This is a genomic window from Rhodococcus sp. ARC_M12 (assembly GCF_022810385.1).
GTDB lineage: Bacteria > Actinomycetota > Actinomycetes > Mycobacteriales > Mycobacteriaceae > Rhodococcoides > Rhodococcoides navarretei.
In genome coordinates, this window is record NZ_JALGQI010000001.1 from 534,053 (window position 1) to 549,225 (window position 15,173).

At 65.6% G+C, this 15,173-nt stretch carries 12 protein-coding genes; 3 read left to right on the top strand and 9 right to left on the bottom strand.

Annotated features, from left to right (window positions below; genetic code table 11):
* Window positions 1-8 precede the first annotated feature (8 nt).
* The 4 genes from serA to MTX35_RS02515 all read right to left on the bottom strand — a co-directional run bounded on the left by serA (window position 9) and on the right by MTX35_RS02515 (window position 5,310).
* Window positions 9-1,604 carry a phosphoglycerate dehydrogenase gene (serA, locus tag MTX35_RS02500; protein ID WP_243593422.1) on the bottom strand — a complete coding sequence of 532 codons (1,596 nt, stop codon included), beginning with the start codon at window positions 1,602-1,604 and terminating at the stop codon, window positions 9-11.
* A gap of 185 nt (window positions 1,605-1,789) precedes the next feature.
* A complete protein-coding gene (gene ilvC / locus MTX35_RS02505; protein WP_170944858.1) occupies window positions 1,790-2,791 on the bottom strand; it encodes a ketol-acid reductoisomerase in 1,002 nt (333 codons plus the stop codon).
* A 60-nt stretch (window positions 2,792-2,851) separates the two neighbouring features.
* Window positions 2,852-3,355 carry an acetolactate synthase small subunit gene (gene ilvN, locus MTX35_RS02510; RefSeq protein WP_032397758.1) on the bottom strand — a complete coding sequence of 168 codons (504 nt, stop codon included), beginning with the start codon at window positions 3,353-3,355 and terminating at the stop codon, window positions 2,852-2,854.
* Window positions 3,352-5,310 (bottom strand): acetolactate synthase large subunit, encoded by a 1,959-nt coding sequence (locus tag MTX35_RS02515; RefSeq protein WP_243593423.1) that lies wholly within the window; start codon window positions 5,308-5,310, stop codon window positions 3,352-3,354. The genes ilvN and MTX35_RS02515 overlap by 4 nt, the downstream gene beginning before the upstream one ends.
* A 257-nt stretch (window positions 5,311-5,567) precedes the next feature.
* Between MTX35_RS02515 and MTX35_RS02520 the strand changes: the two genes are divergently transcribed.
* Both MTX35_RS02520 and ilvD read left to right on the top strand, forming a co-directional pair.
* Entirely contained in the window at window positions 5,568-6,122 is a 555-nt protein-coding gene (locus MTX35_RS02520) for a PH domain-containing protein (RefSeq protein WP_243593424.1), read from the top strand.
* Window positions 6,123-6,183: 61 nt separating this feature from the next.
* Entirely contained in the window at window positions 6,184-8,025 is a 1,842-nt protein-coding gene (ilvD, locus tag MTX35_RS02525; protein ID WP_243593425.1) for a dihydroxy-acid dehydratase, read from the top strand.
* Between the two features lie 95 nt (window positions 8,026-8,120).
* On the opposite strand, the gene MTX35_RS02530 is transcribed toward ilvD, so the two are convergent.
* Window positions 8,121-9,098: a DoxX family protein gene (locus tag MTX35_RS02530; RefSeq protein WP_243593426.1), complete on the bottom strand. Its 978-nt coding sequence runs from the start codon at window positions 9,096-9,098 to the stop codon at window positions 8,121-8,123.
* Window positions 9,099-9,191: 93 nt separating this feature from the next.
* On the opposite strand from MTX35_RS02530, the gene MTX35_RS02535 reads away from it, so the two are divergent.
* Complete coding sequence (locus MTX35_RS02535; protein ID WP_243593427.1) at window positions 9,192-10,340, top strand: sorbosone dehydrogenase family protein; 1,149 nt, start codon at window positions 9,192-9,194, stop codon at window positions 10,338-10,340.
* Window positions 10,341-10,397: 57 nt separating this feature from the next.
* Here the strand turns inward: MTX35_RS02535 and gatB are convergent, their stop codons facing one another.
* From gatB to MTX35_RS02555, 4 genes are all read right to left on the bottom strand, one after another.
* On the bottom strand, window positions 10,398-11,909 hold the full coding sequence (gatB, locus tag MTX35_RS02540) for an Asp-tRNA(Asn)/Glu-tRNA(Gln) amidotransferase subunit GatB (protein WP_243593428.1): 1,512 nt from the start codon (window positions 11,907-11,909) through the stop codon (window positions 10,398-10,400).
* Between the two features lie 150 nt (window positions 11,910-12,059).
* Window positions 12,060-13,091 carry an ATP-dependent 6-phosphofructokinase gene (locus MTX35_RS02545; protein WP_243593429.1) on the bottom strand — a complete coding sequence of 344 codons (1,032 nt, stop codon included), beginning with the start codon at window positions 13,089-13,091 and terminating at the stop codon, window positions 12,060-12,062.
* Between the two features lie 101 nt (window positions 13,092-13,192).
* Window positions 13,193-13,855 carry a response regulator transcription factor gene (locus tag MTX35_RS02550; RefSeq protein WP_243593430.1) on the bottom strand — a complete coding sequence of 221 codons (663 nt, stop codon included), beginning with the start codon at window positions 13,853-13,855 and terminating at the stop codon, window positions 13,193-13,195.
* 10 nt (window positions 13,856-13,865) lie between these two features.
* Complete coding sequence (locus MTX35_RS02555; RefSeq protein ID WP_374230217.1) at window positions 13,866-15,104, bottom strand: sensor histidine kinase; 1,239 nt, start codon at window positions 15,102-15,104, stop codon at window positions 13,866-13,868.
* Window positions 15,105-15,173 lie beyond the last annotated feature (69 nt).

Consider the following 15,173-nt stretch of genomic DNA (forward strand, 5'->3'; position numbering starts at 1 on the left):
AGCGATGCTCAGGAGAGGTCGACCAGCTCGATGGTGGACGCGCCGACCGCGGTGGCGATGCTCGCGCTCAACTCCGCCGGAACGTCCTTGTCGACGCGCAGCAGAATCGTTGCTCCGTCACCCTCGGAGTCCTGGCTCAGTGCGGCGGCCTGGATGTCGATACCGGCATCGCCGAGCAAGGTGCCGATCCGGCCGAGACTGCCGGGCTGATCCGCGTAGTTGACGATGAGGTTCTTGCCTTCGGCACGCAGGTCGAAGTTGCGGCCGTTGATGTTGACGATCTTCTCGACCTGCGTGGTGCCGGTCAACGTGCCCGCGACGTTGAGCACCGAACCGTCGCCGTAGACGGCGCGGATGTCGACGACACTGCGATGGTTCTCGCTCTCGGACGCCGTGGTGACCTCGGCGGTGACGCCACGCTCCTCGGCGAGCGACGGGGCGTTGACGAACGTGACCGAGTCCTCGATGACGGCGGAGAACAGTCCGCGCAGCGCCGAGAGCTTGAGGATCTCGACGTCCTCCCCTGCCAGTTCACCGCGAACGTCGACCGACAGCGACGTGGGAAGTTCGGTGGACAGAGCGCCGAGCAGCACACCCTGCTTGCGCACGATCTCGAGCCACGGCGACACCTCTTCGCCGACGGCACCACCCTTGACGTTGACCGCGTCGGGCACGAATTCGCCTGCGAGAGCGAGCAATACCGACTTGGCCACATCGGTGCCTGCGCGGTCCTGGGCCTCGGTGGTCGACGCGCCGAGGTGCGGGGTCACGACGACCTGCGGCAGCTCGAACAGGGGGCTGTCGGTGCACGGCTCGGAGGCGTAGACGTCGATTCCGGCGGCGAAGACGTGGCCACTGGTGATGGCGTCGGCCAGGGCCTGCTCGTCGACCAGTCCACCTCGAGCGGCGTTGACAACGATGACACCGGGCTTGGTCTTGGCTAGAGCTTCCTTGCCGATGATTCCCTTGGTCTCCGGGGTCTTCGGCAGGTGCACCGAGAACATGTCGGCGCGCTCGAGCAGCTCGTCCAGGCTCACCAGTTCGATGCCGAGCTGAGCGGCCCGAGCAGACGAGACGTAGGGGTCGTACGCGATGATGTGGGTCTCGAATGCGGCGAGACGCTGAGCGAACAGCTGACCGATTCGGCCGAGTCCGACGACGCCGACGGTCTTGCCGAAGATCTCCACACCGTTGAACTTGCTGCGCTTCCACTCGTGCTGACGCAGTGTGGCGTCGGCAGCGGGGATCTGGCGCGCGGCCGACAGCAGCAGCGTCACTGCATGCTCCGCCGCCGTGTGAATGTTGGAGGTCGGTGCGTTGACGACGAGGACACCGCGCTCGGTGGCTGCAGGTACGTCGACGTTGTCCAGGCCGACACCGGCGCGGGCGACGATCTTGAGGTTGGTTCCGGCGGCGAGCACCTCGGCATCGACCGTGGTCGCGGAACGCACCAGGATCGCGTCGGCCTCGGGAACCGCGGCGAGCAGCGCGGGGCGGTCCGGGCCGTCGACCCAACGGACCTCGACGCCGTCGCCCAATGCCTCGACGGTGGACGGCGCAAGTTTGTCGGCGATCAGAACGACAGGACGGCCTGGCTGGCTCACGTGAAGAACTCCCTATGTCGGTTCGAGACTGTTTGTCGGTGAAAGTCGGAGCTGGTGCAGCAGAAACAGTTTAGAGGTCGGGGACGTCGAGCTGTGACGCCACCTGATTCACGCGTCGAAGGGCACCCCTACCGGCGCAGGAGTGCCCTTCGATCAGCGTGTGCGAGAGCGTGATTCGATGAGAATCAGGCCGTTTCGGTGATCGGGCGATCGACCCAGCTCATCAGGTCGCGCAGCTTCTTGCCGGTGACCTCGATGGGATGCTCGGCGTTTGCCTTGCGCAGGCCTTCGAGCTCGGTGTTGCCGTTCTCGACGTTGGCGACCAGACGACGGGTGAACTCACCCGACTGGATGTCGGCCAGGATCGCCTTCATGCGCTCCTTGGTGCCTGCATCGATGACGCGCGGTCCGGAGAGGTAGCCGCCGAACTCCGCGGTGTCGGACACCGAGTAGTTCATCCGAGCAATGCCGCCCTCGTACATGAGGTCGACGATGAGCTTGAGCTCGTGCAGCACCTCGAAGTACGCCATCTCGGGCGCGTAGCCGGCCTCGACCATGACCTCGAAGCCCGTCTTGACGAGCTCCTCGGTGCCGCCGCACAGCACGGCCTGCTCGCCGAAGAGGTCGGTCTCGGTCTCTTCCTTGAACGTGGTCTTGATGACGCCTGCGCGCGTTCCACCGATGCCCTTGGCCCAGGACAGCGCCAGTGCCTGGCCCTCGCCCTTGGGATCCTGGTCGATGGCGATGAGCGCGGGAACACCCTTGCCGTCGACGAACTGGCGACGCACCAGGTGGCCGGGGCCCTTGGGAGCGACCATGCCGACGGTGACGAACTCGGGAGCCTTGATCAGGTCGAAGTGAATGTTGAGACCGTGGCCGAAGAACAGCGCGTCGCCGTCCTTCAGGTTGGGCTCGATCTCCTCGGAGAAGATCTTCGCCTGCGCGGTATCGGGCGCGAGCACCATGATCACATCGGCCCACTCGGACACCTCGGCAGGAGTGCCGACCTTCAGGCCCTGCTCCTCCGCCTTGGCACGGGACTTCGAGCCCGCCGCCAGGCCGATGCGCACATCGACACCGGAGTCGCGCAAGCTCAGCGAGTGAGCGTGGCCCTGGCTTCCGTAACCGATCACAGCGACCTTGCGGCCCTGGATGATCGACAGATCAGCATCGTCGTCGTAGAACATCTCGACTGCCACTGTTTGTAACCTTTCCTCTTCGATTTCGCTGAATGTCACCGCAGTCGCTCAGCGCGACGCGGTGATCGATTTCGGTCCACGTCCGACGGCAACGACTCCCGACTGAACTATTTCTCGAATTCCATAGGGGTCCAACATCTTCAGCAACGCGTCGAGCTTCGAGCGGGTGCCCGTCGCTTCGACCGTCACGGCCTCGGGAGACACGTCGATCACCTTGGCGCGGAACAGGTTCACCGTTTCGATGACCTCGCTGCGCACGCTGGCATCGGCGCGAACCTTGATCAGCACCAACTCGCGGGCCACCGAGGAATCGTCGTCCTGCTCGACGATCTTGATGACGTTGATGAGTTTGTTGAGCTGCTTGGTCACCTGCTCGAGCGGGAACTCGTCGACGGTCACCACGATCGTCATGCGGGAGATCTCGGGGATCTCCGTGCCGCCGACGGCGAGCGAGGAGATGTTGAATCCACGGCGCGAGAACAGCGCAGCGACGCGGGCCAGCACACCTGGCTTGTCCTCGACGAGGACGCTGAGGGTATGGCTCGTGCTCACTTGTCGGTGCCTTTCACGTCGTTGTTCATCGGGTGCGGCGCCTGCTCGCGTTCCATCGCGTCGTCGATACCGGGCTCGGTGCCCACGGTCTCGTCGTCGTCGAACAGCGGTCGAATTCCACGCGCGGCCATGATCTCGTCGTTGCCCGTTCCGGCCGCGACCATCGGCCACACCTGAGCGTCTGCTCCGACGATGAAGTCGATGACGACCGGGCGATCGTTGATGGCCCGGGCCTCCGCGATCACCGCGTCGACGTCCTCTTCCCGCTCGCACCGCAGCCCGACGCAACCCAGTGCTTCGGCGAGCTTCACGAAATCCGGGATGCGGACCGCACCGTGGGTGCCGAGATTGGTGTTGGAGTACCGCTCCTCGTAGAACAGGGTCTGCCACTGGCGAACCATGCCGAGGTTGCCGTTGTTGATGAGCGCAACCTTGATCGGGATGCCCTCGACCGCGCAGGTAGCCAGCTCCTGATTGGTCATCTGGAAGCAGCCGTCGCCGTCGATGGCCCACACCTCGGCGTCGGGAAGGCCCATCTTGGCACCCATCGCGGCCGGGACCGCGTATCCCATCGTGCCGAGGCCACCCGAGTTGAGCCACGTGCGCGGCTTCTCGTAGTTGATGAACTGGGCAGCCCACATCTGGTGCTGGCCGACGCCCGCACAGTAGATCGCGTCGGGACCGGCGAACTTCCCGACCGAGGAGATGACGAACTCGGGCGACATGGAACCGTCGGACGGACGGTCGTAGCTCAACGGGTACGTCTTGCGGATGCCGTCGAGGTAGACCCACCACTGCTCGAGATCGAGAGTCGTTCCGGTCGCGCGATCGGCCCGCAGAGCCTCGATCAGCTCGGTGATGACCTCGCCGCAGTCGCCCACGATCGGAACGTCCGCGTACCGGTTCTTACCGATCTCGGCCGGGTCGATGTCGGCGTGGATGACCTTGGCATCCGGCGCGAAGGACGAGAGCTGACCGGTGACGCGGTCGTCGAACCGAGCACCGAGCGTGATGAGCAGATCACTGCGCTGCAGTGCAGCCACCGCAGCCACGGTGCCGTGCATACCCGGCATGCCCAGGTTCAGCTGGTGGGTGTCGGGGAATGCCCCGCGCGCCATCAGCGTGGTGACGACCGGGATGCCGGTCAGTTCTGCCAGCTCGAGAAGTTCTGCCGAGGCATTGGCCTTGATGACGCCACCACCGACGTACAGCACCGGCTGCTTGGCGTCGGCGATGTACCGCGCTGCCTCACGAACCTGCTTGCCGTGCGGCTTGGTGACCGGACGGTACCCGGGCAGACGCATCTCCGGCGGCCACGAGAACGTGGTCTGCGCCTGCAGCACATCCTTCGGGATGTCGACGAGCACGGCACCGGGACGACCCGAGGCCGCGATGTAGAAGGCCTCGGCCATGATGCGCGGGATGTCCGCGCCGTCGGTGATCAGGAAGTTGTGCTTGGTGATGGGCATCGTGATGCCCGAGATATCGGCTTCCTGGAAGCCGTCGGTGCCGATGAGGCTGCGCGCGACCTGACCGGTGATCGCGACGATGGGCACCGAGTCCATCTGTGCATCGGCCAACGGGGTGACGAGGTTGGTTGCACCCGGGCCGGAGGTCGCCATGCAGACGCCGACCCTGCCGGTCGCCTGGGCGTAGCCGGTGGCTGCGTGGCCTGCACCCTGCTCGTGACGCACCAACACATGGCGCACCTTGACGGAGTCGAAGAGCGGGTCGTAGACCGGGAGGACCGCGCCACCGGGAATTCCGAATACGGTGTCGACGTCGAGTTCCTCGAGGGCTCGAACGACCGACTGTGCGCCGGTGACCTTCTCCGGTGCGACATGACGTCGCGATCCGTCGGTCGCCGCTTCAGCGGACGAGCTGGAGGTGGACGGGCTGGAGGCTGTCCCCGACCTGCGGGTCGTGGGCCCTGGGCGTGCGGTTGGTGCGCTCACTGATTGCTTCCTCAGGAATGTGAAAGTGCTGGGCGATCTCTGGGCAAGAAAAAACCCCCGTCAGCATGTGCTGTACGAGGGTGGCGCGTCGATGCGAGTTTGAACAACCGGCTCAGGCGTTGACGCGCCGGCCGATTACGAGTATCCAATTCCGCTTCACGCGCTCGACGGTAGGCGCGCGCACAGGGAAGAGTCAAACTCGTCACGACGCAATCCCATTATGTGAGATCGCGTAGATGCAATGCGAAGATGAATGGGTGTCGTCTTCGCAGCAGTCCGAACCACCTCGGCCATCATCCCACACTGCCCCTGAGTCACCGAACGGTGCCGAGGCACCGCAACCGTCGACCAGGCAGGTCATTCGCGTCCCGCGTCTCGCGCTCCTCGGCGTGGGACTGCTGTTGTTCGGCACGGGACTGACGGCCGCCAGCTGGCCTGTGGCCATGGGTTGGCTGCTGATTCTGCCCATCGTCGCGGGCATCTGGGTCTTTCGAGTGCGCACCGTGATCACCCCCGAGGCGATCACTGCTCGACGGTTCGTAGGTTCCGACGTGATCGCATGGGAATCGGTCGTGGGTCTCCACTTCCCGGATCGCCGGTGGGGGCGCGTGGTGCTCACCGACAAGAGCGAGAAGTCGCTGCCGCTGGTGCGTTTCGATCTCCTCCCCCAACTCGCCGCGGCCAGCGGCGGCCGCATCACGGATCCCTACGCTGCGGCCGCGGCCGCGGCCGCGGCCGAAGCCGAGGATCGAGACCGGGAGGAAGCCGAGAACGCCGAGAACGACGGCGAGCAGGCACCGAAGGAGCAGTAGACCGGCGGCGAGTAATCTCGTCGATGCGAGAAACCGCTGCAACGAACGAGGACTACGCACTATGCCGCCGCTACGCTCACGGGTCACCACTGTCGGACGCAATGCCGCGGGCGCACGCTCGCTGTGGCGCGCCACCGGAATGACCGATTCGGATTTCGGAAAACCCATCGTCGCCATCGCGAACTCCTACACCCAGTTCGTTCCCGGCCACGTGCATCTGAAGAACGTCGGCGAGATCGTCGCCGACGCCGTACGAGCTGCAGGCGGCGTTCCCCGTGAGTTCCACACCATCGCCGTCGACGACGGTATAGCCATGGGCCACGGCGGCATGCTGTACTCGCTGCCCAGCCGCGAGATCATCGCCGACTCCGTCGAGTACATGGCCAACGCCCACACCGCCGATGCGCTCGTCTGCATCTCCAACTGCGACAAGATCACTCCCGGCATGCTCAATGCCGCGATGCGCCTGAACATCCCCGCCGTGTTCGTCTCCGGTGGACCGATGGAGGCAGGCAAGGCCGTGGTCGTCGACGGCGTCGCACAGGCACCGACCGACCTGATCACCGCCATTTCGGCCAGCGCGAACGACGCGGTGTCCGAAGAAGGCCTCGACGAGGTCGAGCGCAGCGCGTGCCCCACGTGCGGTTCCTGCTCGGGCATGTTCACGGCGAACTCGATGAACTGTCTCACCGAAGCCCTCGGCCTGGCATTGCCGGGAAACGGATCGACTCTCGCCACGCACGAGGCCCGCCGCGCGCTGTTCACGCGCGCAGGCACCACCATCGTCGAGGCCGCGTTGAAGTACTACCGCGACGAGGACGAATCCGTACTCCCCCGCAACATCGCCACACCGGCCGCATTCCGCAACGCGATGGCTCTCGACGTGGCGATGGGTGGATCGACCAACACGGTGCTGCACACCCTCGCGGCCGCGCAGGAGGGTGAGGTCGACTTCGACCTCGACACCATCGACGCCATCAGCCGCAAGGTCCCGTGCCTGGCAAAGGTCTCCCCCAACTCCGACTACCACATGGAAGACGTGCATCGAGCCGGCGGAATCCCGGCTCTCCTCGGCGAACTGCGGCGCGCGAACCTGCTCGACACCGACGTCTCGACCGTGCACACCAAGAGCTTCGACGAGTGGCTCGACACGTGGGACATCCGATCCGGTGCTGCGTCCGACGAGGCGATCGAGCTGTTCCATGCCGCTCCCGGCGGCGTCCGCACCGTCGAACCGTTCTCCACGACCAACCGCTGGTCCTCGCTGGACACGGACGCCGCGGGCGGCTGCATCCGCGATCTCGAGCATGCCTACACGGTCGAGGGCGGTCTGGTGGTGCTCCGCGGCAACATCGCACTCGACGGTGCGATCCTCAAGACTGCGGGCATCGACGAGGACCTGTTCTCCTTCCAGGGACCGGCACTGGTCGTCGAATCGCAGGAAGAAGCCGTCTCGGCCATTCTGCAGAAGAAGATTCAGCCCGGTGACGTACTGGTCGTTCGCTACGAGGGACCCAAGGGCGGTCCCGGAATGCAGGAGATGCTGCATCCGACGGCCTTCCTCAAGGGTGCCGGTCTCGGCAAGGTCTGCGCACTGATCACCGACGGCCGCTTCTCCGGCGGAACGTCGGGGCTGTCCATCGGACACATCTCCCCCGAGGCCGCGGCGGGTGGTGTGATCGGGCTCGTCGAGAACGGCGATCAGGTGCGCATCGACGTCGCCACTCGAACCCTCGAAATCCTCGTCGACGACGAGACCCTCGACACACGCCGCGCGAAGATGAACGCGTCGGAGCGTCCGTGGCAGCCGGTCGATCGCCAGCGCACGGTGACCACTGCGCTACGCGCGTACGCCGCGTTGGCGACATCAGCGGACAAGGGTGCTGTTCGTTACGTCCCGTGACCGGGTGAGTGGAGCCTGCGGAGCGCAGGCAGGTGAGCGGAAGTTCGTAGTCTGCTACGAACTTCCGCTCACCTGGGTTGTACCGGTGTTCGAGGTCAGCGGACGACGGGGTTGGCCCCGTTCAGGAAGATCCAGATGCACACGCCTGCTGCGATGCCGACAGCGAGCGCCAGGAACGAGCCGATCCGCGGTCGGGTTGCCCATCCGCGACGTCCGTCGAACGAGATGCGTCCCGGGCCGGTGAGGATGAGCGCGGCTGCGGCGAATCCGAGAACCGTCTCGTATTCGACGCCGCCGGTGCCGGAGAACTGCAATCCGGGCTCGACGGCCTGCTTGAAGCACCACGCGTTGATGATCGTCGCCAGTACAGCCGCGCCGGCAAGCGGAGTTGCCAGGCCGAGGATCAGCAGCGCGCCGCCGAGGGTTTCGCCTGCTGCGGCCGCGATCGCGAGGATCTCCGAATAGCGGAATCCCGAATCCTCCAGCAGGTTCTGGAATCCGTCGAGACCGGGGCCGTTCCACAAGCCGACGAGCTTCTGCAGGCCGTGGCCGAGAAAGACCGCACCGATTGCCACGCGAAGCACGAACAGGCCCAGATCGGTGGTGCCGCGGCGCGCGGGAACCTCGACGGTCTCGGTGCGAATTTCGGGCTCGGGGGCGACGGCGGCCGCAGTTGCGCCACCTGCGGACGTACCGAGGTACTCGGTGGAGCGATCGGAGTACGCATTCGACGACGTACTGTCCGAGGCAGACCGGCGTTCGGTCGGCGCGTCGGCGAAGGCCGACGGGCGATAGGTCTGCATCTTCTCCGTGGGCTGCGCATCGGCCGAGCGTGCGTCGGACGACGACGACGAGTTCGGAAAGTCGAGTTCGTCGTCGGTACGAGGCAGCCGGTCCGAGCGCTGAGCGCCGAACGCCGTGGTCGGTGTACCGGAGGTATCGGTGCTGTCGGACGCGGACGTCTCGGAGGTGGAGCGCGAGGGAGGAATTTTCTCCGTGGGATTGTCGTACGGGCTCTCGGCCGGTTCGTACGACGTATCCGGCCGGTTGGGGTCGCGCGGTGTATCGGTCACCTCTCCACACTAGAGCCGATGTGCCCTCCACACCGACGTCGACGCTCACGGCCGCGTGGCGAGTCTTCCCGGACGTTCCGTACCGTTCGAAGCATGAAGCCGGTCGGAGCGTCGCCACGAACTGCAACCGCTGCTGTCGTCGCCCTGTCGATGACCGCTGCCCTGCTCGCCGGGTGCGCCCGTTTCGACGACTCGAATTCATCACCCTTCACTCCTGCGCCCGAGGTGGGCGCGGCCGAGCTGGAGCCGACGACGCCCAGCGAGACGACGCCGCCGGCCGATCCCAACTCACCGCCCCCGCCATCCGGTCCGTGTGTCGACCCCGATCCGGCGGTCATCGCGACGTGCCTTGACACCACGGGCGGGCTCGTCGCACTCCCCGACGGTCAGGCGGCTCTGGTTGCCGAGCGTCGCACCGGTCGCATCATGGAGGTCGCGGCAAACCGGACACCCGTCGAAGTGGCACGCATCGACGTGGACGGCACCGGCGACGGTGGCCTTCTCGACATCGCACTGTCTCCGACGTACATCGAGGACGGGTTGCTCTACGCCCTCATCACCACGTCCACGGACACCAGGGTGGTCCGACTCGCCCAGGGCGATGTCCCGAAGGACATCCTGACCGGTATTCCTCGCGGCGCGACGGGCAACCGCGGAGCGATCGACTTCTACACTCCCAACGAGCTACTGGTACTGACCGGCGACAACGGTGATCCGGCTGCGGCTGCAAGCCCGAACTCCCTGTCCGGCAAGTTGTTACGGGTGACCTCGCTGTCCCCGACACCGAGTCCCCCGCGGCCGCAGATCGCACTCAGCGGTATCGGCACGGCGGGCGACGTCTGCACCGACGGCACCGGGAACATCTACGTCACCGACCGCACCGCACTCGAGGATCGCCTGCAGCGCATCGACACTCTGGGTGCGGTGTTCTCACCGGTATGGACGTGGCCCGACCGTCCAGGTGTCGCAGGTTGTGCAGCGGGCGAGGGCGGCGTCGCGGTTGCGCTCACGACAGCCAGAGCTGTTGCGGCACTGACGACGGACCCCAACACCGGCGCGGTCTCCGCCGAACCGACATTGCTGATCCAGGACGAGTACGGGCAGCTCGGCGGAGCAACGAGCTCAGCCGACGGACAGATCCTGGTGGGCACCGTCAACAAGACCGGACCCACTCCCGGACCCACCGATGACCGCGTCGTCAAGGTGCCGTTCCCCGGTGGCGGCGGAGGCGGCTTCGACTGACCCGGACACGACTGCGGCCGAACGCGTATCACGTTCGGCCGCAGTCGATATGGAAGGTCAGGACTGGCCGCAGGCCGCGAGGACCAACTCCTTGACGCGAGCCGCATCGGCCTGGCCGCGTGTTGCCTTCATCACCGCACCGACGATGGCACCGGCTGCCTGAACCTTGCCGCTGCGGATCTTCTCGACAACACCGGGATTGGCGGCCAGGGCCTCGTCGACAGCGGCCTGCAATTTCGTGTCGTCCTTCTCCAGCACCAGGTTTCGCGCAGACATCACCTGCGCCGGCTCACCCTCTCCCGCCAGTACCCCGTCCACCACCTGACGAGCACCGTTGTTGTTGAGCTTGCCGTCCGCAACCAGCGCGGCCACCTCGGCGACCTGAGCCGGAGTGATGGCCAGATCGGTCAGCTCGACACCGGCGATGTTGGCCTGCTGAGCCAGGTACGACACCCACCACGACCGCGCGGCCTGCGCCGACGCACCGGCCTCGACCGTCGCCGAGACGAGCTCGAGCGCACCGGAATTGACGAGGTCGCGCATCTCCTCGTCCGAGACACCCCACTCCTTCTGAATCCGACCGCGGCGCAACCACGGCAGCTCGGGCAACGTCGCCCGGAGCTCCTCGATCCACGCCGCGTCGGGAGCGACAGGTGCCAGGTCGGGCTCGGGGAAGTAGCGGTAGTCCTCGGCAGTCTCCTTCTTGCGGCCCGCGGTGGTGGTGCCGTCGGACTCCTGGAAGTGCCGAGTCTCCTGCGTCACCTCGCCGCCCGATTCGAGCACCGCTGCCTGACGCCGCATCTCGTACCGAACGGCAACCTCGACGCTCTTGAGCGAGTTGACGTTCTTCGTCTCGGTGCGCGTGCCGAATTCGGTTGCCGTCTTCTCCATCAGCGACACGTTGGCGTCGCAACGCAACGAACCCTGGTCCATCCGCACGTCGGACACGTTCAGTGACTTCAACAGGTCACGCAACGCGGTGACGTATGCACGGGCGACCTCGGGCGCGCGCGCACCGGTTCCCGTGATGGTCTTGGTCACGATCTCCACCAACGGCACACCGGCACGGTTGTAATCGAGCAGCGAATGCGACGCCCCCTCGATGCGGCCGGTCGCCCCACCGACGTGCGTCGACTTACCGGTGTCCTCCTCCATGTGCGCCCGTTCGATCTCGACGCGGAACGTACTGCCGTCGTCGAGCAGAACGTCGAGGTAGCCCTCGGTCGCAATCGGCTCGTCGTACTGCGAGATCTGATAGTTCTTCGGCTGATCCGGGTAGAAGTAGTTCTTACGAGCGAACCGCCCCCACGGAGTGATCGAGCAGTTGAGCGCCAGCCCGATCCGAATCGCCGACTCCACCGCGGCGGAATTGACCACCGGAAGCGCGCCGGGGAGGCTCAGGCACACGGGGCACACCTGCGTGTTCGGCTCCGCACCGAACTCGGTGGGGCAGCCACAGAACATCTTGGTCGCCGTACCCAACTCCACGTGGACCTCCATGCCCAACACGGGGTCGAACTTGGCGAGCACATCGTCGTAATCGATCAAATCGACGGTTGCAGCAGTCATGCACGCAAGTTTATGTCCTACCCACTGTCGGCCGTGCCCGCAGGCTCCACTCCGGCAGGAAAGCGCCAGTGATCATGCGTGTTCGCTACCGTGCACGGGTGACTGCCCCGGAGAAGCAGACTCTGCCCCGACCGCGCTGATGACACCGGTTCAGCCGAAGAACGCGGCGGCGTCGTCGTATCGGGTCTGCGGTACCCGCTTGAGTTGCTTGGTGGCCTCGGCCAAGGACACCAGGCCGATTTCGGTTCCGCGCAGCGAGACCATCTTGCCGAAGTCCCCCGAATGGGCCGCATCGGTCGCGTTGACGCCGAATCGTGTTGCGAGAACGCGGTCGTACGGCGTCGGCGTTCCACCTCGCTGGACGTGGCCGAGGACCGTGGTGCGAACTTCCTTGTTGATGCGGCGCTCGATCTCGACGCCGAGCTGGTGGGCAACCCCGGTGAATCGAACGTGCCCGAACTCGTCGATACCGCCGTCGAGTAGCTCCATCGAACCCTCGAGCGGCTTGGCCCCCTCGGCAACGACGCAGATGAAGTGCGAGTCTCCTCGCTGAAAGCGCTTGCGCACCAACGTGCAGACTTCTTCGACGTCGAACGGTTGCTCCGGGATCAGCGTCATGTGCGAACCCGACGCCAGGCCGGCGTGCAGAGCGATCCACCCGGCGTGCCGACCCATCACCTCGACGAGCATCACGCGCTGATGGGATTCCGCGGTGCTGTGCAAGCGGTCGATCGCATCGGTGGCGATCGTCAGTGCCGTGTCGAAGCCGAATGTGACGTCGGTGCAGTCGATGTCGTTGTCGATCGTCTTGGGCACACCGACCACCGGCACCCCCTCCTCCGACAACCATGCGGCAGCAGTGAGGGTTCCTTCGCCACCGATCGGGATCAACACATCGATGCCGTTGTCCTCGAGAGTCTGCTTGACCCGATCGAGCCCGGCGCGCAACACATCCGGATTGGTGCGCGCGGTGCCGAGCATCGTGCCGCCCTTGGTGAGCAGTCGATCGTTGCGGTCGTCGTTACGCAGCTGCACCCGACGGTCTTCGAGAAGCCCGCGCCATCCGTCCTGGAAACCGACGACAGAGGAGCCGTACCGAGCGTCCGCGGTGCGGACGACTGCGCGAATCACCGCATTCAGCCCTGGGCAATCGCCGCCTCCGGTCAGAACTCCGATGCGCATCGGTTGTCGCCTCTCTGCTCGCAGGTCCGTGAAGCGGACCCAGTGACGGACGTCAGCCTAATCGGGCGTGGGATGCTGCGCGCGTCGGTACCGTTCGGCCCTCACTTCGGTGTGACGACGCCGGTCTCGTAGGCAAGCACGACGGCCTGGGCGCGGTCGCGCAATCCGAGCTTTGCGAGAACCTTGCCGACGTGCGTTTTCACGGTCTGTTCGGCGAGAAACAGCGAGGCCGCAATCTCCGAATTGGACATGCCGGTGGCGATGAGTTCGAGGACCTCGCGTTCCCGCGGAGTCAGATCGCTCAGCCGCGGCGACGCGTGTCGCCGCGATCCCCGCCGGGAGGTGACGTCGGCGATGAGCCGTCTCGTCACCGAGGGGGCCAGCAACGCCTCGCCGGCGGCGACGACCCGAACACCGCGAATCAACTCCTCGGCCGGGGCATCCTTGAGCAGAAAACCACTCGCACCGAGAGCCAGCGCCTCGTAGACGTAGTCATCGATGTCGAACGTGGTCAGCATCAGAATGCGTACCGGCGACGGAAGCGATGCGGTGAGAATCGCGCGAGCAGCATCGAGACCGTTCATCTCGGGCATTCTCACGTCCATCAGCACCACGTCGGGCAACAGCCGGGCGACCTCCCTGACCGCCGTTCTGCCGTTGTCGGCGTCTCCGACGACGGAAATGTCGGCCTGAGCGCCGAGGAGCGCACCGAAACCCTGCCGCACCATTGCCTGGTCGTCGGCGATGAACACCGTGGTAGCCACGGGCAACAGCCTAGGCGAGATCGTTCCGAACAACCGATGCAGTCGATATCGGCATGCCGTTCGGAACGTGCACCGCTACCTCGAACCCGCCGTCGGGCAGCGCGGTCGCATGCAGCCAGCCGTGTGCGGCGCGCGCACGATCGCGCATGCCCGCTATCCCGTGCCCACCGGTGTCGGATCCGGCGGTGCGTCCGACACTCGTGTTCGGTGACGGCGCATTGACCACCGTCATGACGACGGTGCTCGGCCCGACGGTGATGTCGACGGTCACTGCGGCTTCGGGGGCGTGGCGGGCAGCATTCGACAACGACTCCTGCAGAATGCGATACAACGCCAAACCCGTTGTGTCGGCAATGGATTCGACCGGACCGGTGACCGTCCAGCGCACCTCCATACCTGCCTTGCGACTCGCCTCCAGGGTACGTTCGAGGTCCAGTGCATTCGGTGCCGGCGCATCCTGCCACTGCTGTCCGTCGCTGCGCAGGACCCCCAGCATTCCCCGGATCTCGTTGAGCGCTTCCCGTGCGGTAGCTCCGATCGACTCGAATTCCTGTGCTGCGGCAACAGATACGTCATCGAGCCGATACGGCGCACTCTGCGCCTGCACGACGACCATCGACATGTGGTGAGCAACAACGTCGTGCAGATCGCGGGCGATCTTGGCCTTCTCCTCGAGAACGGTGCGTCGGGTGCGCTCGAGTTCACTGACTTCCTCTTGCTGCGCGAGCTGCCTGCGGGAGAGAACGAGCCAGCGGATCAACAGTCCGAACACCACGACTGCGGTCAGACCCACCGACCAGCCGACGCCGTCCGAGCCCGGCATGTAGGCGAAGAACACGAGCATGCTGGCCGACCAGGCCAGGAGAAGCAGCGACGCAGGTGACCTCAGAGCGACGGCGAACAACAACGACAGCAGAACGAGAATGTGCACTACCTGCCAGGGATAGTCGTAGCCCGCAACGCGATCGAATGCCACCGGAATCACCAGCGCGGACAGCGCCGAGACCGCCCACCCCAGTGCGGGATTGATGCGGATCAACGCGAACGGAAACGCGGCGAGCGCGCCGACGATTGGCAGCAACGGTCCCGAAACATCATGTGTCAACGGCAATGTCGGCCACGAGATCGAATACAGCACCGCCGTGACCGTGACGATCAGTACGTCGATCGAGCGGAAGCCGGCAATGCGAGTCGGCACTCGACGCCGCACTACTCCGGTGCCGGGTTCTGTCGCTCTGTTCTTACGCACGGACCGAGCTTAAGGAGTGTGAGCCGACCAGGTCGTCATACCTGAGTATCGGTTCGGTCCACTACCCAG